Here is a 25920-nt window from a genome sequence, read left to right as displayed (position 1 = left end):
AGGCGTCTACGGAATGATCCCCTTCTCGCGGCCGACCTTGGCGATCACCTCGACCACGCGGTCGAGCTGGTCGTCGGTGTGGGTGGCGGTGTAGGAGGTGCGGATCATGGCCTGGCCCGGCGGCACGGCGGGAGAAATCACCGGGTTGGTGAAAACGCCGTTGTCGAAGAGAGCTTTCCAGAAGGCGAACGCATCGAGGTCGTCGCCGACGACGAGCGGGACAATCGGGGTCTGCGAGTGGCAGATGTTGAAGCCCAGGTCGCGGAACTCCTTCTGCATGCGCAGCGCATTCTTCCAGAGGCGCTCGCGCCGTTCCGGTTCCGCCTGGATGATGTCGAGCGCGGCCAGCACGGCGGCGGCGTTGGACGGGGGGATGGAGGCGGAAAAGATCAGCGCCCGCGCCCGGTGCTTGATGTAGTTGATGACTTCCCAGTCGGCGGCGATGAATCCGCCGAGCGAGGCGAACGATTTCGAGAACGTGCCCATGGTGATGCCGACGCGGTCGATCAGGCCGAAGTGCTCGGCCGTGCCGGCGCCGGTCTTGCCGAGAACGCCCACCGCGTGGGCGTCGTCAACCAGCACCCGCGCGTTGTACTTCTCGGCCACCGGGACCAGGTCGGCGAGATTGATGATGTCGCCCTCCATGGAGAAGACGCCGTCGACGACAATGATAACGCCGCCGCGGGTGATCTCGCGCCGGACGCGGGCGAGCACCCGGTCGAGATCCTCCGTGTTGTTGTGGGCGAACTTGTACACCTTGCCGAAGGAGAGCCGGGTGCCGTCGACTATGCTCGCGTGGTCGCTGCGGTCGATCACGACGGCGTCGTTCTTACCCACGAGCGTCGCAATCGTCCCCAGGTTGGTCTGGAAACCGGTGGAGAAGACCAGGGCGGCCGGGCGCTGCATGAACCGGGCCAGCCGCTCCTCCAGCTCCAGGTGCAGGTCGAGCGTGCCGTTGAGAAAGCGCGAACCGGTGCACCCGGAACCGAATTTGCGGGCCGCCTCGGCCGCCGCCTCCTTCACCTTGGGATGGTCGACCAGGCCGAGGTAGTTGTTGGAGCCGACCATGATGCACTTCTTACCGTCGACAATCACCTCGTTGCCCGGCGCCGACTGCAGGGGATGGAAATAGGGATAGATCCCCATCGCCTGCACCTTCTGCGGTTCGGTGTACGCGTAGCACTTCTCGAACAGGTCCGGGTATGACGTCACCACAGCGGCCTTCTTCTCGGCTGGCAAGTCAACTCCTTTGTTGCGGTTGGCACACTCCGTCCGAACCGTCTATGAAAGCCATTCTGGGTATGTTTGTCAAGTTAATAGCCGGTTCGCTTCGGGAGATCGTTACCTCTTGCGAAATAACATCTTAGAGCTGAACTCCCCCCGCCTGGCCGCCCTCACCCGCCCACCGGAATCGAAGGCCGGGCGCACCCTCGCGAGGGACGGTGCGAGCGAAATCCACGAATGCGATCGCCCCGCTTGCCGCCGGCGATCCGGAACCGGGACTCCCGGCCCGATGCGGCGCCGGCGGGCCGCCCGGTCGGGCCGGATAAAGAAAGCGGCGAGGCTGGGGCCTCGCCGCGGATGTTGACCGGATGCACGGGCCGGGTCAGTTCTGCTTCTTGAACTTCTCCATGAACGCCACGAGCTTGTCGACGCCTTCAAGCGGCAGGGCGTTGTAGGCGGAGACCCGGATGCCGCCGACACTGCGGTGGCCCTTGAGCCCGATGAACCCCTGCGCCTTGGCCTCCGCGAGGAACTTCTTCTCGAGATCCTCGGTGGGAAGGCGGAGGGTGATGTTCATCCAGGAGCGGCTTTCCTTGTCGCAGTGGCCGCGGTAGTAATCGGGGTACAGATCCATTATCTGGTACACCCGTTCCTTCTTGGCCAGGTTGACCTTTTCGACCGCCGCCAGGCCGCCCTGCCGTTTGATCCACTCGAAGACGAGTTTCATGACGTAGACGCCGAATGCCGGCGGCGTGTTGTAGAGCGACTTCTCCTCGGCGTGGGTGCCGTACTTGAACATGGTCGGCAGGTTCGGATTGGCCGTCTTCAGCAGCCGGTCCCTCAGGAGGACGAGGGTGACGCCGGCGGGGCCGATGTTCTTCTGGGCGCCCGCGTAGATGAGGTCGAACTTCGTGAAGTCGAGCCGCCGCGAGGCGATGTCGGAGGACATGTCGGCGATCAACGGCAGCCCCTTGCTGTCCGGAATGGAGGAAAACTGGGTGCCGTAGATCGTGTTGTTGGTGGTCATGTGGAGATAGGCGGCGTCGGCGGGAATATCGAGTTCCTTCTGGGTCGGAATGTGTTTGTAGCCGCCCTCCTTGCCGGAGTAGCAGACGTGGGCTTTCCCCACGATCTTGGCTTCCTTGATCGCCTTGTTGGACCAGGAGCCGGTGTCGATGTAGGCGCCCGTCTTGCCGTTCAGGAAGTTCATGGGGACAAGTGCGAACTGGGTGGAGGCGCCGCCGGTCATGAACAGAACGTGGTAATCCGCGGGCAGGCCGAAGAGCTCGCGCGCGAGGGCGATGCACTGGTCGTTGACCTCGGTGTACTCGGCCGCGCGGTGGGAACTCTCGAGAATCGACATCCCCGTGCCCTTGTAATCCAGAAGCTCCTTCTGGACGGTCTCGAGGACCTCCAGGGGGAGGACGGCGGGCCCGGGATTGAAATTGTAGACACGATGAGCCATAAGATTTTCTCCCTATGCCGTGAGCGGTTACTTCTTGGCCGTGTAGTCTTCGATGAGCCGCTCGACAATGATGCCGATGCGGATCATGTTCTCCTTGGTGGAGGCGCCGATGTGCGGCGTAAGAATCGTGTTCGGAGCGCCCAGCAGCGGCGAATTCTCTGGCGGGTCGGAATTCCACACGTCGGTGGCATACCCGCGGAGCTTGCCGCTCTTGAGGGCGTCCACGACATCCTGCTCGACGATGCACTTGCCGCGGCCGGTGTTGATCAGGTAGGCGCCGTCCTTGAATCTCTTGAGCGTCTCCTTGTTGATGATGCCGCGGGTGGAATCGACGAGCGGCATGTGGAGCGACACATAGTCGGAGCGCTCGAGCACCTCTTCCATGGTCGGGCAGATCTCGGCGAAGTCGGTGAAGTAGACATCGGGGTGCCACCCGAGAACTCTCATCTGGAAAGCGCGGGCGCGGACCGCCAGCGACAGGCCGATCCGGCCGATGCCGAGGATCCCCAGCGTCTTGCCGTACAGCTCGGTGCGCTTGAGCTCGTTCTTCAGCCACTTCCCCTGGCGCATGGACGCGTCGGCGGCGGCAATGTGGTTGGGCAGCGCAATCATGAGGGCGAACGCCAGCTCGGCCACCGCGGTGGTGGAGGCATCCGCCGTGTTGTCGACCTTGATCCCCTTGGTCCGGGCGTAGGCGACATCGACGTTGTCCAGGCCGACGCCGCCCCGAATGACGTAGCGCAGACGGGGAGCCGAGTCGATGTACTCCCGCGTCACTTTCGTCTTGCTCCGAATCAGCACGATCTCGGCGTCGGCCAGACGGGACTTGTCATCGGTCACCTCGCCGAACCGGGACAAAATGCCCGGCAGGGAAGCATCAAACGCGTCGGAAATGAGAATCAACATACATCCATCCCTTTCATCTATTCATCGAGGTAGTTCACCACGAGGCCACTACGGAGTTTGGGTTCAAACCAGGTAGACTTGGGCGGCATGACTTCGCCGGCGTCGGCCACCGCCAGCAGCTGGTCAACCGTCGCCGGGAAAAGCGAGAACGCGATGGCGAAGGCGCCGGAGTCGACCAGGCGCTCAAGCTCGTTCACGCCGCGAATGCCGCCGACAAAGTCGATCCGGTCGTCGGTGCGAATATCCTTGATGCCAAGATAGGGCGTGAGAAAGTGCCGGGTCAGGACGGCGGAGTCAATGGCCTCAGCCGGACCGGCCGCCGCCACCTTCCCCGGCCGGGCGCTCATCCGGTACCAGCGGCCGGCGGCGTAGAGGCCGAACTCGTACGGTTTCTGCGGCTCGACCGGAGCGTCCGACGGCGCGAACGTGAAGGTGTCGCCGGCCCGCGCAAAGAGCTCCTCGAGGGTCATGCCGTTGAGGCTCCGGACGACGCGATTGTACGGGAGAATGCGAAGCTCGTCGTCGGGAAAGATCACGTTCATAAAGAAGTTGTAGTGTTCGTCGCCGCTGTGGTGCGGGTTCTTCGCCGCCCGGCGGCCCGCCACCTCGGCCGCCGCGGCCGACCGGTGGTGGCCATCGGCGATATACAGGTACGGCAGCCGGCCGAAGGCCGCCGCCAGGCTGTCGAGTGTGTCGCGGTGGCTGATCACCCAGAGCTCGTGGCGCACGCCCTGCTCGGTCGTAATGTCGATCATCGGCGGTACCTTCTTGACGTGGTCGAAAAGCCGCCGGATCTCTTCGTTGTGCCGGAAGCAGGAGAAGACCGGTCCCACTTGGGCGCCGAGTGTCTCCATGTGGTCGGCCCGATCGGAGACTTTGGCCGGACGGGTGTGCTCGTGTTTCTTGATCAGGTTGCGATTGTATTCATCGCACGACGTCAGCGCCCAGAGACCGGTCTGGCTCCGCCCCCGCCAGGTCAAACGATACAGGTAGAGGCAGGGGGAGGTGTCGCGGCACATGACGCCGCGGTCGACCAGCGCCTGGAGATTCTTGCGCCCGGCCTCATAAACGGCGGGAGCGGTCGGGTCCTGGTCCGGCGGGAAATCAATTTCCGGCTTGTTCACGTGGAGAAATGAAATCGGGTTGCCGGCGGCCATCGCGCGCGCCTCGTCCGAGGACAGGACATCATACGGCGGCGCGGCGACCTGGCCGGCGTATTCGGGTCGGGGGCGAAGCCCCTTGAAGGGCCTGACAATCGACATTGCAATCCTCGCTTTGGGGCCTAATGTGAACGATTTCACAACTTGCGTACAATATAGGACGCAGGAATGCGAGGTCAACCGAAATCGGGCGCGCCTGCAGGCGGCGGCCGTACTCCGCGCCGCACGCGGCTACCCATAGGAAAACCGGCGCAATCGGGACCGCCGGAACAGGAAAACGCGGGAACGCGGCGGCCGCCTCCGGAGCGGCGGAAGGGTGCGCAGCCGGTCGAATTCCGTCATAGTTCGACTGAAATTGACGCACCGGACGCTCCCTGAACCCGGCCGGTGGCTCAGCCGGATGAATTCGCCGCTTGACCGCGCGTGCCGGCCCGGAAGTCGTGCGGCGGGCGGGCTTTCGGGGCGCGCCGGGAGAGGTCAAAAACCGCGCCCGACATGGAAAAATCAGTTGCGCGGGGAAATTCACCCGTTCTATATGGGGACTGAAAACGGCCGCCCGACAGAGTCATCGGCCGTAAATCAGCGATGGCAGAAGACGTCGAAAAACCTGACCGCGGCGCGGGTCACCGCACCCGCGCACAAAAGTGGCAGGAAGGTCATAACCTGAGGGATACCAGCATGCAGTGCGCACAGTGCGGCGAAGAGATCAAAGGGAAACCGGTGAAACAAGAGGGGGAAATATACTGCTCCCTTGAATGCGCTTATCTTGCCGCCGGACTCGAACCGGAAGAAGACGAGGACTACTTCGAAGAAGACCCGGTGGAGGGGACGTTCGGGGACGACGACGAGTGATTGAGCGGCGCCGCCGGGGGAGGCGCGCCGCAAGGGAATCGGGGGAGCTTCGCGCAGGGACTCAAGGGATCACACGGACCCGCGGGCAGGTTGCCCGCCTCGGGGGAGGGCCGCGATGGGTTGCTCGTTCCCGGCGCCGGGAAAAACCCCCGCCATCGAACTCCCTGCGGAACGCAGGCGGCCCAACGCGGGTGCCGCTCAGTCGCGCGAGATCTTCAGAATCTTGTATCGGAGCATGCCGGCGGGAACAGCGATTTCCGCCACCTCCCCCTCCGCTTTGCCCAGCAGACCCTTGCCGATCGGGGATTCGACGGAAATGATGTCGTTGTCGACGTCGGCCTCCGCCGGGGGGACGACGGCATACTGAATCTGCTCCCCGTCGACCATGTCCTCCACCAGCACTTTCGCATAGAGGTACACCCGGTCGGAGGGGATGGCGTCGGTGTCGATCGTCTGGACCCGCGAGAGTTTGAGCTCCAGTTCGGCGATGCGTCGCTCGAGGTGGGCCTGGGCCTCTTTGGCGGCGTGGTATTCGGCGTTTTCGGACAAGTCGCCGTGCTCGCGGGCGCGCTTGATGTCGGCTACGATTTTCGGTCGTTCCTCAAACTTCAGGCGGGTCAACTCCACCTCGAGTTTACGGACGCCGTCTTTGGACATGTAAATCGGTTCGCTCATACGCCTTATAATACGCTAATCCGGGGGAGTTGGCAAGTTTCCAGGGGCAACGGGGCGGGAAAAGAGGGCAAAGAGCAGCAGCGAAAGCACAAGGCCGGGGAGAATCGGCTGGATCCCGAACCAGTAGCCGCCGTCGGCGCGGACATAGCTCGCCGCCAGCCAGAGCGCCGACAACCCGCCGCACGCGACAATCGATAACAAAGCCCACGCGGGGCGAAGCCGCCGGCGCCCCACAAATGAGGTAACCACCGGCACCAGCAGGGCGGGCGTTCCCACCGACCCGAATGCGTGCCAGATGTCGACGACCGAGCGGAAGAAGATGGCGACGAGGATGGCGAGGACGGACGAGATGACGAGCCCCAGCCGCGAGTAGAACAGGATCCCCCCCGCCTTGAGCCGTGCGGCCCGGCCGACAATGTCGTTTCCGAACGTGGTGGCGGCGATGTGCGCGTACGAATCGACCGTGGACATCACCGTCGCTAACAGCCCCAGCGCAAAAATCCCCAGCAGACCGGGCGGGAGGAGATGAAAGGCCAGCGCGGGATACGACGACACCGGATCGGCGAGCTCGGGGAGGATGGCCCGGGCGTACATGCCGGTGACGGTGGTGAGGAAGTCGAAGACGGCCCAGAAGGCGATGGAGATGTAGATCCCGACGCGGGCGACCCGCACGCTCGTCGCAGCGTAGCAGCGCTGGTAGAACGCTGGCTCAATCAGGGTGGCCAGGGCGATCACATACCAGATCGCCACGTAGAACGGGGCGTTGCCGCCGTGCCAGGTGAAATGGTCCGCCGGCACGGCCGAGCGCAGAAACGACCACCCGCCGTAGCGCGCGACGGCTGCTCCGAGCATGACAATGAACCCGAGGAACATGAGTACGAACTGCAGCATATCGGTGCGCACCATCGAGACGAACCCGCCCGTGTACACGTACACGATCGAGAAGAAGGTGCCGACCACGACGCCCAGCCAGAACGGCCAGCCGAACAGATACTCGCACAGAACGCCGGTCATAAGAATGTAGGCGGAGGGGACAGTCATGAGGTAGATGATGGCTGCCCCGGCGATGGCGGTGCGGTTGTCGTACGCCTGGGCGAGGCGGTCGGGGATAGTCAGCACGAGCGATTCGCGCGCGCGGCGGGCCAGGAGCACCGCGAAAAGCGCCGCGGCGAGATAGTAGGGAAGCCCGAAAACAAGCCAGTTGGACAGCCCGTGACGGTAGCTGTACTCCCCGACCCCGAGGATCCCGCCGTACCAGGTCGAGACCAGGCTGGCGACAAAGGCCGGGAGGGCGAGCAGGCGGCCCCCGAGGATCAGCTCGCCCGTGCTGTTTTTCCCCGTCAGCGGGTTGCGCAGGCCGAGGTACAACAGCACGGCCAGGTAGGCGACAATGATGGCGTAATCAACGAGGTGCATACCCGCCGCCGGCCGGTCAGAAGATCTCCAGCTTCACTTCTCCATAGTACCATCGTTCGGGCGCGGCGAAATACTCCGCGCCGCCGAGCACGTCCGTCCCGCCATCCCCTGCAACCGCGTAGTTCCACCCGTAGCCGCCCGCCTCATAGCGCCGATCGAACACGTTGTTGACCCGGGCCGTGAGAGTGAGAGCGCCCAGATGCCAAAAATCGGAGAACCGGTAGGAGAGACTCACCGAGGCGAGCTGGAACGGCTCGATTCGCAGACTGTCGGTGTTGGCGAGGTCGAGCTCCTGGGCGCCGACAAACTGGTGCCGCCAGACCGCCCGGAGACCGCGATAGCGGTAATCCAGAAGGACGTTGCCGAGGTACGCCGGGAAACCGGGCACGGTTTTGTCGGCGAGATCGAACCGGTATTGCCCGGCGTAGTTCCAGTCGGTGTCGTAGAGGTCGAGCGATGCCGTGTAGTCGCGGATCCGGTTGTAGGCCCAGGCGAAATTGCCCGACAGGGCCAGGGCCTCCGTAGGCCGGGCCGTGCCGCTGAGCTCGAGGCCGGCGTGGACCGAGCGGTCGGCGTTGATGGTCCGGCGCCGGCCGGAGGCGTCAACCGCTCCCTCCGGGATGATCTCGTCGCGGAACTCCATCCAGTACAGGGCGAGCTCGACCGCGTACCGGTCGGAACGGTACCCGCCGCCCAGCTCGAAGTCGTACACCCGCTCGGCCTTGGCCGTCGGATCGCCGAACTCCCAGCGCGCGGAGTCGGCGCTCACGGAACGGATGTCCAGCGAGGGGAGGGCGAAGGGATCATCGGCCTCGTAGATATCCTCGTCGGTCGGAGTGCGCGAAGACACGGCGAAAGCCGTATGGAGCGCGATTTCCGGGGCGAGCGTGTAGGTGAAACCGAGGCGGGGGGAGAAGAACAGCCAGTCGACGTCGTAGCGAAAACCCCGGAACGAGTACATGCGGGTCTGATCGAAGTCGTACCGCTGGTACCGGAGCATGGCCGTGGCTTCGCCGGCCAAGCGGTCGGTGAGGCGGCAGTATTCCTGGGCGAACAGGTTGGCCTCGACTTTCCTCCCCTCATACCTGTAGTACCGCTGGCGCGGGCCGTAGGACCGGTCTTCGAGACCTTCCACCCAGACCACCTGTCCCCAGTGATCGGAGGTGAAGTAGTAGGCGGAACCGCCGATGCTGTGGCGGCCGCGGGCATGGGCGAGATCAAGCCGCGGGTTCCACCCCCACTGGCGTTTGTCCACCCACTTCTGCCGCACGAGTCTCGGCTGATCCACCGCAAGCTCCCCCGGATCAAGACCGTACACGGCGAAGTCGTCCGGATCCTCCAGTTGTTTGAGTTGCTCGTAGTAGCCTTCCCCCTGGATGTAGTACAGGGTGGTGGCGAGTGTGGCGCGCTCGCTGAGCTGGTAGGTGTTGTGGAGGTGGAAGTGGGGCTGGTTGAAGTTGTCGGTCTCGTTGCGGTAGGTCAGCGGGTTGGCGCGGCGGTCGACAGCAAGCGTCGCCCGATCGACCCCGTAGTAGGCCAGGTGCATGCGGATCGGTCCCCCGTAGAGGTACAGCTCGGTCGTCATGCGCGGGTCGAGCCGGGCCAGCGACAGGTAGTAGGACCAGCCGTCGTACCAGCTGTGGCGGCGGTAGCCGCCGGAGCGCTGGTCGGAGAAGCGCCCGGTAAACAGCCAGCGGCCGTCGATCAGCCCCGACACGTACTCGATGCTCGACTTGGCAAGGTCGCTGACCCGGTCGCCACCCGAGGTGTACTCGCCGTAGCCGGAGGTCACGGTGACGCGGCGGTCGCGGCTGAGGGCGCCGGTGACGATGTTGAGTGAACCGCCGAACGACGCCGCGCCGTAGAGCGCGTTGCCGACCCCGCGCTGGACCTGGATGTCCGTGATGTTGGCGGCGAAGTCGGGCAGGTCGACGAAATAGGCGGCCTGGTCCTCCGGGTCGTTCAGCGGGACGCCGTTGAGAGAGGCGGCGATCCGCTTGTCGTCGAAGCCCCGGATACGCACCGAGCTGTAGCCCAGGGCGCCCCCGCCGTCGGTGTACGTGTAGAGGTTCGGGGTCGCCTGCAGGAGCAGCGGGAACTCGCCGATGCTGTAGTCGCGGGCGATGTCTTTCCGCGAGTAGTCGGTGAATGCGATCGGAGACAGACCCGGCTGGGCGCGGTCGCCGCGCACGACGACATCCCCCCCCGGCGAGTACTCGTACGCCAGCACCACCCGCGCCGGCACCGCGTCGACCGGGTACTGCCGGGGCTGATAGCCGACCGAGGAGAAGGTCACCCAGCGGACGTCGCCCGGACACTCGAGCGTGAAAGCGCCGGCGGCGTCGGTGCTCGTTCCCAGGCCGGCGACGTTGGTGGTCAGGGAGACGGCGGCCAGCGGCTCGCCGTCGGGATTCTGCACCATGCCGGACAGCGGCGCGGCCTCCACCGCCGCGGCAAACGGCGCCAGCATGATCGTGATGAGGACAGCACATCTCATGACAACAACCTCGCGTCGATGTGACGATTCAGCAAGGTTCCGTCCTGAGCGTCATAGGTAGCCCGGAAAAGGCCAGGGGATGCGATGCGAACATCTCCGTTTCCCTACGCCGGTATTACCCGGATCAGGTCGAGGGGGTATGATCTCAGGCGGTCGTTCTTACGCCACCCCCAACGGAACGGTCTTTTCAGTCGCTCTCCATATATTGCGGAAACGGACCCGGCGCAAGCGATTTTTCGCCTGGACCGGGGAAACTCCCGCGGGTTATAATAGGCAAAGACGAGCGAAGGCCTCTACGAAAGGTGCCGGCCGTGACAGACAAACGATCTCCCGAGGAAATCCGCAAAGCGGTCCGCGAACACTATGGGACGGCAATCACGAAAGGGACCGGCGGTTGCTGCGGCCCGCAGCCGCAAGCGCTTGACCCGGCGGCGGCCCGGCGGTACGAGGAACTGGCCGGCTACCGTGCGGGCGAGACCGAAGGGCTGCCCGACGGGGTGACCTCGTTCGGGTGCGGCAACCCGGTCAATTTTGCCGAGATCAAGCCGGGGCAGACCGTGCTCGACCTGGGCAGCGGCGCGGGACTCGATCTCATCCTGGCGGCGAAAAGAGTCGGGCCCGCCGGGCGCGTGATCGGCCTGGATATGACGCCCGAAATGATCGCGACCTGCCGGCGGAATCTCGCCGCCGCCGGGATCGCCAATGCCGAAGTCGTGCCCGGCGAAATGGAGCACATGCCCCTTCCGGACGCCTCCGTCGACTGGATCATCTCCAACTGCGTGATCAACCTCTCGCCGGACAAAGAGAAAGTGTTCGCCGAGGCCTTCCGCGTGCTCAGGCCGGGCGGACGTGTGCTGATCGCCGATATCGTCACCAACAGTTTGCCCGAGGAGTACCGGGACGACCTCTCGGCCTGGGTGGGGTGCCTGGCCGGGGCGCCCGAAGAGGACGAATACTTGCAGTTGATCCGCGCGGCCGGGTTCGAGGATGTCCGCGTGATTGACAAGATGACGTACGACGAGGCGTCGTTGGGCACGCTGGCCAACGACGCCTGCGGCTGCGGGGCCTCGGACCGGGCGATCGACCGGGGCGTGATCGCGCGGTTTGCCGGGAAAGTCGCGTCGGCGAGAATCTCCGCCCGCAAACCGGAGCGGGGCTGACCGCCGGCAGAAAAACACCGCCGCGGCCGAAACCGCGGCGGCGCTCGAAAGGGCTGCCCTGGTTGTCAATCGACGGAGCTATTTGGTCTCGGCGCTGTCCGCTGAGGCGCCGTCGGCCACCAGCACGCGCCACTGATCATACTCCATGCGGAGAATGTCCCGATAATCCATAATCTGGCGGTATTGCGCCGCGAACGTCCCGCCCTGCTCAAAGCCGCGGAGGAGCCGCTTTTTCACCCGCAGCCATTGCTCGGCGCGCGCGAGATCATCGAGGGCGCGCTGGGCCGATGGCGGGAAGACGCCGACCCGGCCGGAATCCGGGCCGCCGGCCGCCTCCACCCGCGCCGCGCAGCTCTCGTAGCGCCGCCGGGAAGCGGCGATGTCCTCATTGAGAAACCGCACGAGCTGCAGCTCGCGTTTGCGGATCATCCGCGGATCCCCCTTGAGCGTGGCGTCGTGCCACAGGTCGGCCGCGTGCATAAAGTCGGAGATCGTCTCCGGACGCGGCGCCGGATCCGCCCCGGCCAGGGTGTCCGGCCCTCCGTTGAACCAATCCTGGGCAGCGGCCGGCGAACACAGGAGCACCAGGCCGGCGAGACACAACGCCCGAACGCGTGCGTGCATACGGTCTCCTTTCGAAACAAAATCCATGTCCAAGCGGGATTCAAACGGTGTGCCGGGGCGCCACGGGTCAAAGGACAAGGGGGCAGCCCGGCCGGGCCCGCCCGGATGTGGGCGCGGGGGCACACAGTATGGGGGGAGAGCAAGGCGTTTGGATAGTGCTGTCGGCGGAGCGGAACCGGCGCGACCCGGCCGCCCCGGCGCCGCGGCTAGCGCGTCTTGCTGCCGGTGCTGTCGCGCCGGAGGCGATGCTGCTGGCCGATGAAATCGAGCATCTGAAACCCGATCGCGGAGTCGGCCTGGAACAGCCGCCCGAGAATGCTGTCGGCCTGGGGGATCATGCGGTACAGCGAATAGCTGGCGCCGAGGCCGATCCAGCCGGCCCATTGAGTCGAGTCGACCGCAATCACCCGGCGAAACTGCTCGATCGCCTCCGGAAACCGATCCTGGCTGAGATAGATCAGACCGAGCGACTGGAGACAATTGAGATGGTCAGGCTCCATTTCCAGCGCGCTCTTGTAGTGATTGACCGCCTCATCCTTCTTGCCCAGGCGGTCCTTGACCGTGCCGAGGAAGTAGTGCAATTCGACGCCCGTGCCGCCTTTGGCAAGGCTGCGCTCAAAATAGACCTCGGCGCTGTCGAGGGAACCCGCGGAGGCGAAAGCCGACCCCAGCGAGTAGGGAATCAGCGGGTTGTCGGGTGCCAGGACGAGAGCCTCCCGAAGAACCGGAAGTGCTTTGCCGACCTGGCCATCGCGTGCATATTCCCGTCCCAAGTTGGTCAGGAACAGCGCGTTTTTCGGAGCCAGCCCGACCGCCTTCTCGAAATACTCGATCGCGGCCGTCCGGTCGTTCTCGTTGCTGAACACGGTGCCGAGATTGTTGGCGGCCTGCGCATCGCCCGGGTTGCGCCGGAGCGCCTGCTCCAGACACCCCCGGGCCCGCGCATAGTTGCCCAGACTGGCGTAGGCCACCCCCAGATTCGAGATCGCCTCATAGTTGGCCGAGTCGAGCTGGAGGACGCGCGTGTAGACCTCGATCGCGCGGTCATACTTGCTGTTCTGAATCGCCTTGCCGCCCAGCTCCAGATAAATCTTCAGCGAGTCTTGCGCCGCCGGGCGGCCCGCCAGGCACACGAACGCGGCCGGCAGCAGGAGGATCATTCTCGAAAGATATTTCATATGGGCTTATACAATACAACCGCACCGCGTGTCCGTCAAGCGCCGAAGATCCCCTGGGGGGACGAAGCGGGGCCTCGGGCAAAGAGTTACGGCCGCCGGCGGCCGGGGCGGGAGTCCGCAGCAGAAAAATAACCGGAACCGGACGAAACAAGTCTTGTTTTTCTTCGTACCGGGCCGTATTGTGGATAGATTTTATCTGAGATCGTCACCGGCCCCTGCGGCGGCCGCTCCGGCCGGACCGGGACAAACCGCGCCGCCAAGATAGATGACGGGAAATCCAGAAAGGGAGTATGAGCACAGAAACTACTTCGATACGGAAAGCCCATCGCCTGGTCCACGGCGAGGGCGCAACCATCCTCTGCCTGCACGCCAGCACGAGTTCCTCCAAGCAGTGGCAGCCGCTCGCCGAGCGGATGGCCGCCCGGTATCGGGTCGTGGCCGCCGACCTGTACGGCTACGGCCAGTCGCCCGAGTGGCATGGTGAGCGGCCGCTGACGCTCGACGATGAGATTTCGCTCATCGCCGATGAAATCGCGGCCGCCGATGAACCGGTGCACCTGGTGGGGCACTCCTACGGCGGCGCCGTCGCGGCCCGGGTGGCGGTCGCCTACCCCGACAGGGTGGCGAGCCTGACGCTGTACGAGCCGGTGATGTTCGGTCTTCTGCGCGATGATCCGAATTCGCGGGCCGCGTGGGAGGAGATCCGCGCGGTCGAACGGTTCGTCCGAACCCGCACCGCGGCCGGGCGGCGGGAGGCGGCCGCGCAGCATTTCGTCGACTACTGGTCGGGAGCGGGCGCCTGGACAAGTATCCCCGAATGGCGGCGGGCCGGACTGGCCGCCAAAATGGGCAAGGTGACGGCCGATTTCCAGGCCGTGTGCGGCATGCCCGGCGACCTCGTGCCGTTCCGCGAGTTCCCCCGCCCGACGCTTCTCCTGTGCGGCCTCCGATCCCCGGCCACCGCGCGGCGCGTGATCCAGCTCCTTCTGGCGGCGATGCCGGAGACGGAACTGGTCCGCATCGCCGAACTGGGCCACATGGGGCCGGTGACGCACGCCGGGGAAGTCAACGCGCGGATCGAGGAGTTCATCGACCGGGTCGAGAGGCGCCGGTCGCAGCGCCCGCAGGTGGCGTGAGGAGAGCGGGCGAAGGGGTTGGGTCGCCGGCGGGACCCGAAGAGCCCCGCCGGACGACTCAGAAAACGAATACGGCGCCCAGCATTCCGCCGCTCACAATGAGAGTTGCTCCGATGAGATAGCACACAAAGCCTCTCTTTTCGGCAAACAGGTGACGCTGCCGCCAGACTGGTCGCCAGGTGCGCGGCTGATGCGCGTCCACCGAGCCGAGGCGCGGTGCGTCCGGGCGCTGCCGCCGATAGGCGAGGACCAAAAGCACGATGCCGATCACCATCAGGCCCAGTGCGACTAATGAAATCATGATTTCCGAACGCTCCTATTAGACGTCTGTGCGATGCCGCCTAATCCACCGCCCCGGTCGCTCGCGCCCGATGAGAATGCGTACGGGGCGAGCATCCACGAGACTCGCTACCCGTTTTTTGCGCGGCGCCGCCGGATCAGCCGGTAGACGACTGCGAACACGGCTCCCACGAGAATGGCGACGCCGATTCCTGCTATGAGCGACCAGCCGTACGGTAGATCGTCGATGCCGGTCAGGCGGTCGATAAGAAACAGCAGAGCGCTGAGAGCTACACCCCAAAGAAAGTACTTGGCTGTCTCTTTCACTGGAGGACCTCCTTTCCCGATATTTGCCTATCTGCAGTATGGTAACCGGCGAGTTTGTACATCACGTCGATGTCATCCTCCCTTTCTTGCGCGGGCGTCGGCGGCGGGAGCCTTGCGGCTCCCGCCTGATGAGACTGCGCAGCCGGCCAGTACCGACTAAACGCCGCTACCCGTTTTTTGCGCGGCGCCGCCGACAGAGCCGCTGGACAGCTCCGAACGCGACCCCCAACACGCTGATCGGTCACCACGTGTCCGGTCCCCCGGGGAAGGCCGGTGTTCCCGGTGCGTTGAGTAGGCTCAGCGGGAACAGCCGGCCCGACCCGTGTGAGGACCATGCCTGCGACTTCTCTATCTTGCGGTCGGCGGTTAGCAGATGCCTCTGGCCTCACCCCGATGCACTCATCGCCTCCTTTCTCTCGTTCCCCCCGGGCCCGGGGCGGTTCGGGGGATGCAGAATAGATGAGCGCTTCCAACCCCAAGACAGTGGAATCGAAAGTAGCGGTCGTCAGGATGCACACAAGGTACCCGCCGGAGAACGGAATCTCGTCAGGCAGGCCGACCACGCCGTCAAGCTGCGTGATCAGCCTGATCAACGAGTCTACGGGAATCATCGAATCCGGCATTACCTGGACGCACCCGCTGTCGGTAGCCATTTCGACTGGACCACCTCCCGCGTAGTAGTGGGTCTCCCCGACCGTCGTCGAGCACAGCGTGGCCACGACTGCGCCTCACGCGAGTAAATCCCTCCACCTGTACATTGCAGAACCTCCTGTGCTCGGAACGTCTAGAGTCCTTCCTGGCCGGCAAACATGTCGGACCAGAAACCGTCCAGCTTGATGTACCGATCTACCTTTAAGTGCCTCACATCGAAAACCAGAAACTGATCCCCCCAGGTGCCCGCCGCCACCAACCAGCGGCTGTCGGGCGACACGTAGAGCCACCCCACGGCCATATCCTGCGGGTTGAGCCCGTCCGCTATCCCCACCGTGCTGACCAACCGATCGAGCCGTTTGGTCACCAAGTTAAGAACCCGGAACTCAAGTGGAGTGCCCGGCACAGGGTTCAGCAAAGGCCCCGGGTTATCATAGAACGCCCAGCGATCATCGGCCGACACTGCGAGCATCCCGCACGACAGGTAGAACCACTCCTGAAATTCCATCGTGTCCCGGATCGGGTCATAGACCGATACCACGCCGCCGATGTCGCAGGAGATACTCTGGTAGAGCACCCAGCGGGACTCGTCGGAGAGCACTCGAATCTTGCTGAGGCGGGGATTGAACACCCGGGGATGCACCCGAGCCTCCCCGCCGGTTGTCTCAACAACCCGCACCTGGTCCGCCCCCGGCGGAACATAGTACAGCCGCTCCCCGCCCGGCGTGAAACACCCGGTCCCCGCGCCCATCGTATCACGAAATACCGGCTCGTGATCCGGGTAGGTGAGGATGGTGAGCGTACTGCCCAGGAAAGCCATGAACCGCCCGTCCGGCGAAAAGATGATGCCGTTGCCTACCGGGTACTGCGCATACGGCAGTTCCGCCACCAGCGTCCTGGTGGCGAGCGCCACCACCCCGGTGGCCTGCGGTCCGGCAACGTAGAGCCTTTGCCCGTCGGCCGACACAAACATCCCAAACCGGGCCACGTAGGGAACGGTGAACGTATCCACACGCTCGCTGACCAGATGGTACCCGTACAGGGTCCCGGTCGCCTGATCCCGGTAGTAGAAGACATAGTCCTTGCCGTCCGGCAAATCCGGGTGGTCGGGGCCGGTAGGGTCGTCGTCGCAGGCCGGCCCCAGCAGCCCGACAATGAGCATCAATCCGGCCAGGATGCTCCCGGCCGACATGATCCCGCATGCTCGCGTCCATCGCCGCATCGCGCTCCTCCTTTGATTCGTGTGATTGTAGCTCTATGTTAGCACGCGCCGGGCCATGCCCCCTCAAACCCTTCAAAGAACAGAAGCGAGCGACCGTCCGCGAGGTGGAGCGGAAGGGTAGCGTCCCGCTCGGAGCGGGGCGGTTTTGGGGGCTCAGGGTGAGAGCGGGGTACCGGCGGTTTCCGCGTCGAAGTCTCCCACCAGGGGACGCCCGCCTCTCCCATCTGACGCCACGTCCGTTTATTGATCTTGATCCGGTAGAAGCCGGTGGAGTCGGTCGGGATGAGGGAATCAACGTGGGCGGCCACCCAGAGCGAGTCCGCCGGGTTGCGCAGGTCGACGAGCACCTCGTAGGTGATGTGCGCTTGAGCCACTTCCAGAGAGTCCCGCTTGCGCTGGGCGCGTTCCCGCGCCTGGTCGAGGGTGAACGTCTCCACGGGACGGAAGCGGGATTCGCCGCGGTGGCGGATGAAGTGCCGGTCGTCGACTGACCACGGCTCGCAGTCGGCGTCGACTAAGGGGCTCTGCTCTCTCTTGCGCATACCGGCGAGTTGGCTTTTGCCTTGCTCGGTGAGGCTGTCGGCCAACGCGCTGTCACCGGGATAAATGATAATATAAGTGCTGCTGTATCCTTGCGGGGGAGGCGGCGGGGGCTGCTGGCGGAGCCACTCGAGGTACCGCTCCGACCGCTCCTGGGCGAGCCGGGCCCGGACCGAATCGGGGGCGGGCGCGCCCAGCGGTGGCCAGGTGCGGGGATCAGACCAAAACCAGCGGATGCTGTCTCCCGCCGGACCGAAGAACTGGGGCCACTTGTAGTTCCATGTCCCGCACGTCGTCACCAGCGCAAAACCAGCGGTGTCGTGTGTTGGCACGCGGAGATCGATCATCGCCACCAGCGGCGTGATCGAATCGATCAAAGGGAGGTCCCATCGCAGGGGACTGAGAATCTCAACGTCCTCGATGTCGGTGATCTCAAAGGAAACCGCTTCGCATCGGCGGTCATAGCCGGACAGGGGCGTAAGGGTCACGGCTACCGTCACCTGGCCGGTCGCCGGGTTTGCATTGACTACCTTCGTCGAGCAGTCAAAGTAGCCGACGTAGTTCTCCTTCCACGCCTCGGCCGGGCTGGCCACGAGGCCCATGCACCCAAGCCCGAAGAGAATCAGAAATCCACTTCGATACTTCATGGTACCCTCCTGTGTTACATGTAAGATACTACCCTGATACAGGGACGCCTATGGCGGTCTTCCCGTTTAAGTGCGCATTGACCTTCCCGCACGTCAGCTCGTTTCTCCAGGCGCTGCCGCTTCGTCTCTTCCCGCTCTTTCCCTCACCCCTTCTGTTCCCGGTTGTCATCCCGGTGAAGATTTCGCTCTCGGACTATCGGACAAGGGGTGTCGCATCGGGCAATTCGCGGTGCCTTGTCGCTCCCCCGGAGCCGGGGCGGTTCGGGGGCGGCGGGAGCAGACGCTCCGTCGCCGGGGAACCGCTGTAGGGAGGCGAGATCGCATACCAGACCAGATCGCCGAACTGAGACTGGACCTGAAGGAAATCCCTACCTGCCTCGGTGTCATAATCCACCCAAAACCACAACTGCGTATTAGTATGGTCTTCAGTACTCACGGGATACTTCACTTCCATGAAGGCGTCCATCCAGTTGTCGTAGTGAATACCTTCGGGCATGTCGCCCTGCGCGGCGCACCAGGCGTCTTTAGAGCCGAACGGCGTGTAATCGTCCTAGATGCTTCCCCAGTAGTCCAGGCCGTTTTGAGGCAAGGTGTCCATCGCGATCCACGTGTTCGAAAAAGACCCCCACTCGAAATCCTCGTAGAACATGGACGAGCGCCCGCTGTCAGCGGACTTACCGGGCGCCTCCTGTTCCCGGCTCTCCGGCGAGGGATTCCCTACCGGTTGGCGACTGCGCTGTCGCCACATGCCGGCGCTGGCGTTGCGGTAGCGGATTCCATGGGCCTCCAAATCCTTCTGCTGGCGGTACAGGATTACGGTCCGATAGATACCGGCGCTGTCAGTAGGAATGAGGGAGTCGACAAACGAGCGCATGAAGGCCTCTTGCTCCGGTTTCCGCAGATCGACGAAAATCTCCAAGGGCTTGTCGGCGTCGGCGGCGTCCAATGAGTCCCACATACGTACCGCTAACTCGCACCACTCCTCGGTGGTGTGTCCCTTAATGCGATGGAACTGTCGCTCGCCTTTGGCCCGTTGGAAGACGCGGCCCTCGATTTCCCAGGTGTCCATATCGCTGTCAACAAGGGGTTCCCGCTCGCGACTCCGCATAATGGCCAGCCGGCGCTTGCCGTCATCGGTCAGGCTGTCGGCCAACGCGCTGTCACCGGGATAAATGATAATATAAGTGCTGCTGTATCCTTCCGGGGGAGGCGGCGGGGAGGTGCGGCGTTGCTCGGCTAACTGGCGCTCGATCTCTTCCCACACCAGTCGGCGAACGACGGAATCGGGGGCGGGGTCGGGGTCGGGCCAGGTGCGGGGATCCCCACAAACAATGGCGATGCTATCACCGGCCGTCACAAAGTAGCGGCTCCAGTCGTAAACGTGCTCACCACAACTAGTAATGAGTTCAAATCCGCTCGTGTCGTGGGTCGGAATCGTGAACTCCACGCGCGTGAAAAGGGTCTCCCCGCCAGGCTCCATGGCCAACTGCCAGCTATCAGGACCAAAGTACGCAAGACCATCCAAACTGTCGACCCGTGCGGAAAGGCCGTCGGGGCACGGGACGTGGGTAGCAATGCCAACATCCAGGACGACGCGGCCGGTCGACTGGTCATAGGAGACAATGCGGAGATCGAGTGCAAAGGGCAAAAAAACCCCCGGTGGCGTCGCCAAGGCAAGCGTCGCCCATAACAGCGCCATGCACCCAAGCCCGAAGAGAGCGAGTCTGCTTCGATACCTCATAGTACCCTCCTGTGCTGTGTGGTCGTAAGATACTGCTATATCTACAGGACGTCCATTGGCTTCTTCCCGTCCAGTGTCCCCGGTCAGACCGGCGTCCGGGGCGGCACGCGCTCTCCGCGGCATTGGCGGCAGCGGGGAGTAACCGTCAACTCCCCGCCGCCGTCCAGGAGGAAGTGCATTGGACACAAGAGGAACAAGAGGCATGGGCGAACACTCTCAGATCGCCCTCGGGGCACTGCCATCCCCGCTATTCTCCATGACATTGTGCTGCTCATTCCGTCGCCCAGCCGGCGGTCCGTCAAGCCGCTCTTCGTGCTACTGCCCTGTCGCATGCCGCTTCAAGTGCATCGCGATCCGCTCTGACATGTCGCCGGAGCTGATCGGTCACCACGTGTCCGGTCCCCCGGGGAAGGCCGGTGTTCCCGGTGCGTTGAGTAGGCTCGGCGGGAACAGCCGGCCCGACCCGTGTGAGGACCATGCCTGCGACTTCCCTAGCTTGCGGTCGGCGATAGGCAGATGCCTCGTGTCACCGCCGCCGCAACCCAACCGTCTGCATGCGATCTATAATCAACCCGCGTGCCGAACAGAGAGACGCCTGAAAGCTTTCTGAGCATCGCATTGACGGGGAAGCAGTTGGCGAGGAATGCGGAGGGCGTGCGCGAGCAGCCGCGCCGGGGCCGGGACGTCGTTGTGACGCACGGCGTGACGCAGCGTGACGCAGGCCGCGCAAAGCTGTTGAAACTAAAGGCATTAATAAAGCGAGGCCTGCGTCACGAGTGCGTCAGGAACCGCGCTCATGACGCAGGCCGGGGACAGCCGAATCTACAGGATCAGGCCGGCGGCTGAGGAATCTGCACCGCGAGGTCGAATTCGGCGATGCGGCGGCGGACAGTCGCTTCGCTCACCCCCAACCGGCGGGCGGTCTCCCGCCGATTCCAGCCGGTGGTTTGCAGCATGTACAGGAGTTCATCCTGCGCCTCGCAGGGCTGGTCGATGTCGGCGCGCGCCGCCTCGACCATGCGGGGCAGATCGCGCCCCCCGATCATCGCCAGTCGCAGCACGACCGAGCGGAGCTGGCGGACGTTGCCGGGCCACGACCGGGCGGCCAGCAGGCGGCAGAGGCGCTCAAGCGCAAGCGTTTCGTTCCGAGACCGCGCCACAATGCCGTCCTCCTTGAGGAAATGCTCCACCAGCAGCGGAATGTCACTGAGCCGTTCGCGCAGCGGCGGAAGGTGGATCGGCACGTGGTTGAGGCGGTGAAACAGATCGGGCCGGAACGCATTGCTCTTGAGCAGGTCGTGCAGATCGTGGTTGGTGGCCGCGACAAACCGGCAGGTGAGCGGACGGAGTCCGTTCTGGCCGAGCGGCCGAATCTGCCTCGATTCCAGCACCTGCAGCAGTTTGGCCTGGAAAAGCGGGGACGCATCGGCGATCTCATCGAGGTAGAATGTGCCGTGGGCGGCCTGCTCGAAGAGACCCCGCCGGTCGGCGGCTGCGCCGGTGAACGCCCCCATCACGTGGCCGAACAACTCGGCCTCGATCATGTCGGTGGGAATCGCGGCGGCGTTGACCGCGACAAACTCCCCCTTCCGGCCGGAACAGGCGTGGATGTGCCGGGCGAGGAGGTCCTTGCCCGTGCCCGTCTCGCCGGTGAGGAAGACGGTGAAGTCGGTCGGCGCGGCGTGTTCGGCGAGCGCGAGAATCTGCCTGAGCGACTTGTCCGCCCCGACAATGACGGCCGCCGCTGCGGCCGGCCGGGCCCGCGGCGCCGGCGGCGCCTCGTTCTCCAGAGCCTCCGTCACCCTGGTCAGCCAGGGAGCCACCCCTTCAGACTCAAAATACTCCCGCGCGAGGTAGAGCAGCGCGACCCGCTTGTTCCGGTCGTACAGGTTCGAGAGGGCGGCGAGACAGCGCGTAACCGCGAGCTCGTAGCGGGAGCCGATCTGGTTGAAGAGGTCGATGGCTTGGTCGAACCAGGCGCGGGCCTGGTCATGATTACCCCGGTGGTTCTCGACTTGGGCGAAAACCCGCCAGCAGGCGGCGATTTCGAGGCGCTCGTTGATCTGCTCGGCCACAGCGAGCGCTTCCCGGGCAAACTTCTCTGCTTTCGTCCAGTGCTGCGTTTGAATATAGAGGTCGGCGAAGAGGCGCTTGATCTGCGAGACCAGCGCGGATTCCGGGGCGATTTGCAGCGAGATGTCCAGACCGGTTTGCAGCGACTGCTCGGCCGCCTCGTAATTCCCGGAGAGAATTTCGATGAGGCCGAGGTTCTCGTGGTAGATGGCTTTCTCGCGGATGTAGGTGTCGAGGTAGGGTTTGCCCTCGTCGATGGTTCTTCGGGCGGTGGTGAGATCGCCCAAGAGGGCGTAACACATCGCCGACATGTTGCCGTGGGCTACAACGTTCTTTTCTCCGGCTTGGACGACCGTGTCACGCATCTTCGAGTACTCGGTCTCAGCGCAACGGAGACTCCCGCCGCTCATCAACAAGTAGGCTCTGTTGGTCAGCACTCCGGTCATGCTGATTTCATCGGCGAGTTCGCGATAGATTTCAGCACTGCGAGTCAGGTTCTCCTCGGCAGCTCGGTAGTGGCCCAGCTGGCGGTGCACGAAAGCAAGGCGGTTCAGGGCCCTGGCTGCTCCCCGCTTGTGCCGACACCGGAGATAATTGGCATATGCCTCCAAAAGAGCCTCGCGGGAATCGGCATAGCGTCCGATGGTGGTCAGATACCAGCCCTTGAGCAGTTTCGCGCGTGCGAACTTCTCGGCCTCGGCATGCATGCGGAACACCTCGGACGCCTGATCGATGAGGTCGCCCGGATCCAATCCGAGATAGAGCATGGCCTCGCTCTTCAAGATGCAGCAGTAACCGCGTTCCTCGGTCGAGAGAGATTGGGGTGGAACTCGATCGAGCAGCGCGATTACCTCGGTGAACCGATTCTGGCTCAGGAGCGCTTCAGCTTCCTGAAACATGGGAGACTCCCCCGGTACTTTGCCCAATATCTGGAATGGTTGTCTCTGATGACGGTTGCGCACTTGGTACAATGAACCACACAGTGACTTTCAGCAGCAATCGCTGAAACAGATCTCCGACGGGCGATATACTTGCGATGCGATTATGCGGGTCAACCCAGCTACCTTCGTCACCGCTGGGGCGCTCGGATGCCATTTGCACCGGTATCCACGCCGGCGGATGCTCCGGGTCCCACGCACTTGCCCACGCGGCGCTCGAGCCCAACGCCAAGCTCATCGCCGCAATCACTCCTCCGATAATCAACCGTTTCATGAGCAACACCTTGCTTTTGCATTCGGTCAAACGAATGCGTTCTCTCCCTTGGTTCGACCAACCGCGACCGACGCCTACTTGCCGGTCTGCCGATCAACCGTGCATTATCGATAGCGACGGCAACCCGGGCCGCCGCGTGAATCACGCGGCAACACCAAGCCGCACGCCTGTTATGTCCAAACTTCTGAGAACTCTTGTGTCCGGCTAAACCGGTGTGTGATCCTGACCAGCCTGTACCCAACCCTAATAACGATGAGATGACAGCGGCTGTCAAGCACAAAAGATAGTTTTGCCCCTGAGTAAGCGCAGAACGGCCGCTACGGGCGCGAGCGCAGCGCGGGCTCCGGCGCCGGGCGGGCCGGGCCAAAAAAGGCTTGTTCGCCCTCCGGCTTTTGGCTAGTTTCAGCCGAATTGACTGCCCCGCAGCGCCTCGGGATCACCACCCGGCGCGCCGCCAACGACTCCGGAGGTGTGCGTGCGACTGCTCACGACTCGACGTTTCTTCGCGACCCTGGCGATTATCGGCGCCTATATCGTGTACAGCCTGGCGTTTGGCAGCGCCGCCGGGGCGCAAGGGGACCAGAATCCCCCGGCGGCCCAGGCGGCAACCGGCGCCGAGCAGCCGGCCGCGCCGGGGCCGGCCGCCGGGGTACCGGTCGCGCACGGGGAGCAATCCGGAAGCGGGCATGCGAGCGAAGTCCTCTCGGTGCTTTTGGAACTGATCATCATCATTCTGGCGGCCAAGCTGGGCGGGGACCTGTTCGAGCGGATCAAGGCGCCGGCGGTGCTCGGCGAGCTGGTGCTCGGGATGCTGGTCGGCAACGCCCACCTGATCGGGATCGTCGCCTTTCAACCCTACCTGCACGACCCGAACCTCAACATGATTTTCCAGGTGCTCGCCGAAATCGGGGTGATGGTGCTCCTGTTCGAGGTGGGGCTGGAGTCGACCGTGCGAGAGATGATGCAGGTGGGAGTGGCGTCGTTTTTGGTGGCGACGTTCGGGGTGATCGCGCCGTTTTTCCTCGGCTGGGGAGTGGCGGCGTGGTTCATTCCGGAGGAGTCGATCTATGTCCACATTTTCATAGGGGCGACGCTGACCGCGACCTCGGTGGGGATCACGGCCCGGGTGCTCAAAGACGTGGGCAAAGTGCACACCCGGGAGGCGAAGATCATTCTCGGGGCGGCGGTGATCGACGACGTCATGGGGCTGGTGATCCTCGCGGTGGTGACGGGCGTGATCGCGGCCGTGGCCCACGGCGGCGGCGAAGGGATTACCTCGCTGGGGATTCTGTGGATACTCGGCAAGGCGGTGCTGTTCATCGCCGGGGCCATCGTCATAGGAAACTACATCCTGCCGAGCGTTTTCCGGGTCGCTTTCCGCCTGCGCGGGCACGGCATGCTGCTGTCGGTGTCGCTCCTGGTCCTGTTCGCGCTGTCGTACGCGGCGGGAAAGGCGGGCCTCGCACCGATCGTGGGGGCGTTCGCGGCGGGGCTGATCCTTGAAGAAGTGCATTTTCGCCGCTTCACCGAGCGCGGGGAACACTCGCTCCGCGAGCTGATCGAGCCGATCGCGACCTTCCTCGTGCCGATCTTCTTCGTGCGCATGGGCATGATGGTGGATCTCACGGCCTTCGGCCGGGTCGAGATTCTAGGGTTTGCCGCGATGCTCACGCTGGCCGCGATTGTCGGTAAACAGGCTTGCTCGCTGGCCATTTTCGACCGCCGCACCAACCGGCTCGCGATCGGACTGGGAATGATCCCGCGCGGCGAGGTCGGACTGATCTTCGCCGGGATCGGGCTCACGCTCATGCTCGACGGGCACGCGGTCGTGTCGAGCGAAACTTACGCTGCGGTCGTGATCATGGTCATCGTGACGACCCTGGTGACGCCGCCCCTCTTGATCTGGTCGATGCACCGGGGAGGGACCACCCGGACCGAGGCGCCGGCGGAAAAGTCCGGTGCGGCCGGCCGGCCGACGCCGTAGAATGGAGATCGCGCCGCTGACAATCGCAGGGCTGGAGTTCCGGCTGCGGGAAGAACCGGGAATCGAACGGGAATGGTTCACGGCGCGCCTGCGGGACTATCTCGCCTATGAACCGGGAGGGTGTTTCGCGCTCGCCGAAGGGGGCGAGACGGTCGGGATGGTGACCGCTTTGTGCTACCAGACGACCGCCTGGCTGGGGTGGCTCTATGTGGCGGCGGCGCGCCGCGGCGCCGGACTCGGGGAACGCCTCATGCGCCAGGGAATGGGGTACTGCATCGCGCGCGGGATGCGCTCGATCGTGCTCGAAGCGGTGGTGGAGGCGGCGCCGCTCTACCGGCGGATCGGGTTTCAAAGACAGTTTCGCACCCAGCACTACCGCCTCGAAAAAACTCGCCGCGGCGCGGCGCCCTCGCCGAGCGTGGCCGTGCGGCGCTTCGCGGCCGATGATCTCGTCCGCATCGCCGATCTGGACCGGCGGATGTTCGGACAGGACCGCCGCCGGGTGCTCGACCTCGTGCGGCGCAATCCCCTGCACCGGGGGTGGCTGGCGGAGAAAGAGGGGAAGGTCGCGGGGTACTTGTGGGCCACCAAGGCGGCGGCCAATAGGCAGGCGGGACCCTGGGTGATCGACCCGGGGACGGGGGATGCGGCGGAAACGGCGGCCGCGTTGTGCGACGCCGCCTTCGCAGAGAGCGACCGGCCGCTAATCCTGCGCTGCCCGCTCGTGACCGAATCTCGGGCGCGGCTGTGGGACGATCTCGGGGCGCAGGCGATTGACTATCACACCGAGCGGATGTATGCGGGCGAGGAGTATGCGCCCGAGGGAGAAGGTGTCCTTTGCCTGGGCTGTCCGGGGAAAGGATAGGCGGCGGGCCACGCAACTTGGACGGGCGCACCGGGGCGGGGCGGCGCGCGTTCGGGAGGAGACATCATTTCTCAAGAAATCGACGA

Annotated in this window: 21 protein-coding genes and 1 riboswitch; of the genes, 5 read left to right on the top strand and 16 right to left on the bottom strand. The window is 64.3% G+C overall.

Going from position 1 to position 25920, the window contains the following annotated elements:
- Positions 1-6 precede the first annotated feature (6 nt).
- The 4 genes from KA261_04480 to KA261_04465 form a co-directional block, all read right to left on the bottom strand.
- Entirely contained in the window at positions 7-1146 is a 1140-nt protein-coding gene (locus KA261_04480) for a pyridoxal phosphate-dependent aminotransferase family protein (protein ID MBP7697045.1), read from the bottom strand.
- A gap of 460 nt (positions 1147-1606) precedes the next feature.
- The gene (gene serC, locus KA261_04475) at positions 1607-2689 is read right to left on the bottom strand and encodes a 3-phosphoserine/phosphohydroxythreonine transaminase (GenBank protein MBP7697044.1); all 1083 of its coding nucleotides are present in this window, start codon (positions 2687-2689) and stop codon (positions 1607-1609) included.
- A gap of 27 nt (positions 2690-2716) precedes the next feature.
- Positions 2717-3595 (bottom strand): hydroxyacid dehydrogenase, encoded by an 879-nt coding sequence (locus KA261_04470; protein MBP7697043.1) that lies wholly within the window; start codon positions 3593-3595, stop codon positions 2717-2719.
- A 17-nt stretch (positions 3596-3612) separates the two neighbouring features.
- On the bottom strand, positions 3613-4857 hold the full coding sequence (locus KA261_04465) for a DUF1015 domain-containing protein (GenBank protein ID MBP7697042.1): 1245 nt from the start codon (positions 4855-4857) through the stop codon (positions 3613-3615).
- Positions 4858-5340: 483 nt separating this feature from the next.
- Here KA261_04465 and KA261_04460 point away from each other — a divergent pair, with 483 nt between their 5' ends.
- Positions 5341-5607 (top strand): hypothetical protein, encoded by a 267-nt coding sequence (locus KA261_04460; GenBank protein ID MBP7697041.1) that lies wholly within the window; start codon positions 5341-5343, stop codon positions 5605-5607.
- Positions 5608-5805: 198 nt separating this feature from the next.
- On the opposite strand, the gene greA is transcribed toward KA261_04460, so the two are convergent.
- From greA to KA261_04445, 3 genes are read right to left on the bottom strand one after another with little or no spacing between them, the layout of a single operon-like run.
- The gene (greA, locus tag KA261_04455; GenBank protein MBP7697040.1) at positions 5806-6282 is read right to left on the bottom strand and encodes a transcription elongation factor GreA; all 477 of its coding nucleotides are present in this window, start codon (positions 6280-6282) and stop codon (positions 5806-5808) included.
- 15 nt (positions 6283-6297) lie between these two features.
- Positions 6298-7698 (bottom strand): sodium:solute symporter family protein, encoded by a 1401-nt coding sequence (locus KA261_04450; GenBank protein ID MBP7697039.1) that lies wholly within the window; start codon positions 7696-7698, stop codon positions 6298-6300.
- A 16-nt stretch (positions 7699-7714) separates the two neighbouring features.
- Positions 7715-10195 (bottom strand): TonB-dependent receptor, encoded by a 2481-nt coding sequence (locus tag KA261_04445; GenBank protein ID MBP7697038.1) that lies wholly within the window; start codon positions 10193-10195, stop codon positions 7715-7717.
- A gap of 84 nt (positions 10196-10279) precedes the next feature.
- Positions 10280-10377, bottom strand: a riboswitch (TPP riboswitch).
- A gap of 120 nt (positions 10378-10497) precedes the next feature.
- Here KA261_04445 and arsM point away from each other — a divergent pair.
- The gene (gene arsM / locus KA261_04440; protein ID MBP7697037.1) at positions 10498-11355 is read left to right on the top strand and encodes an arsenite methyltransferase; all 858 of its coding nucleotides are present in this window, start codon (positions 10498-10500) and stop codon (positions 11353-11355) included.
- A 78-nt stretch (positions 11356-11433) separates the two neighbouring features.
- Here the strand turns inward: arsM and KA261_04435 are convergent, their stop codons facing one another.
- Together KA261_04435 and KA261_04430 are read right to left on the bottom strand one after the other, a co-directional pair.
- Positions 11434-11979, bottom strand: coding sequence for a hypothetical protein (locus KA261_04435; protein ID MBP7697036.1), 546 nt, complete (start codon positions 11977-11979; stop codon positions 11434-11436).
- 206 nt (positions 11980-12185) lie between these two features.
- Complete coding sequence (locus tag KA261_04430; GenBank protein ID MBP7697035.1) at positions 12186-13157, bottom strand: tetratricopeptide repeat protein; 972 nt, start codon at positions 13155-13157, stop codon at positions 12186-12188.
- 290 nt (positions 13158-13447) lie between these two features.
- Between KA261_04430 and KA261_04425 the strand changes: the two genes are divergently transcribed.
- Positions 13448-14293: an alpha/beta hydrolase gene (locus KA261_04425; GenBank protein ID MBP7697034.1), complete on the top strand. Its 846-nt coding sequence runs from the start codon at positions 13448-13450 to the stop codon at positions 14291-14293.
- A 58-nt stretch (positions 14294-14351) separates the two neighbouring features.
- Here the strand turns inward: KA261_04425 and KA261_04420 are convergent, their stop codons facing one another.
- From KA261_04420 to KA261_04390, 7 genes are all read right to left on the bottom strand, one after another.
- On the bottom strand, positions 14352-14594 hold the full coding sequence (locus KA261_04420; GenBank protein MBP7697033.1) for a hypothetical protein: 243 nt from the start codon (positions 14592-14594) through the stop codon (positions 14352-14354).
- Positions 14595-14701: 107 nt separating this feature from the next.
- Positions 14702-14899, bottom strand: coding sequence for a hypothetical protein (locus KA261_04415; protein ID MBP7697032.1), 198 nt, complete (start codon positions 14897-14899; stop codon positions 14702-14704).
- A 784-nt stretch (positions 14900-15683) separates the two neighbouring features.
- The gene (locus KA261_04410) at positions 15684-16772 is read right to left on the bottom strand and encodes a hypothetical protein (protein ID MBP7697031.1); all 1089 of its coding nucleotides are present in this window, start codon (positions 16770-16772) and stop codon (positions 15684-15686) included.
- A 38-nt stretch (positions 16773-16810) separates the two neighbouring features.
- Entirely contained in the window at positions 16811-17959 is a 1149-nt protein-coding gene (locus tag KA261_04405; GenBank protein MBP7697030.1) for a hypothetical protein, read from the bottom strand.
- 193 nt (positions 17960-18152) lie between these two features.
- Positions 18153-18455, bottom strand: a complete 303-nt coding sequence (locus KA261_04400; protein ID MBP7697029.1) for a hypothetical protein — start codon at positions 18453-18455, stop codon at positions 18153-18155.
- 54 nt (positions 18456-18509) lie between these two features.
- The gene (locus tag KA261_04395) at positions 18510-19700 is read right to left on the bottom strand and encodes a hypothetical protein (protein MBP7697028.1); all 1191 of its coding nucleotides are present in this window, start codon (positions 19698-19700) and stop codon (positions 18510-18512) included.
- 830 nt (positions 19701-20530) lie between these two features.
- Complete coding sequence (locus tag KA261_04390; protein ID MBP7697027.1) at positions 20531-22672, bottom strand: sigma 54-interacting transcriptional regulator; 2142 nt, start codon at positions 22670-22672, stop codon at positions 20531-20533.
- A 1019-nt stretch (positions 22673-23691) separates the two neighbouring features.
- Here KA261_04390 and KA261_04385 point away from each other — a divergent pair.
- Positions 23692-24969, top strand: coding sequence for a cation:proton antiporter (locus KA261_04385; protein ID MBP7697026.1), 1278 nt, complete (start codon positions 23692-23694; stop codon positions 24967-24969).
- Between the two features lies 1 nt (position 24970).
- A complete protein-coding gene (locus KA261_04380) occupies positions 24971-25834 on the top strand; it encodes a GNAT family N-acetyltransferase (protein MBP7697025.1) in 864 nt (287 codons plus the stop codon).
- Positions 25835-25920: the final 86 nt, after the last annotated feature.

It is taken from the genome of Candidatus Zixiibacteriota bacterium (genome assembly GCA_017999435.1).
Classification (GTDB): Bacteria; Zixibacteria; MSB-5A5; order GN15; family FEB-12; genus JAGNLV01.
This window is presented reverse-complemented; position numbering and strand designations above follow the sequence as displayed.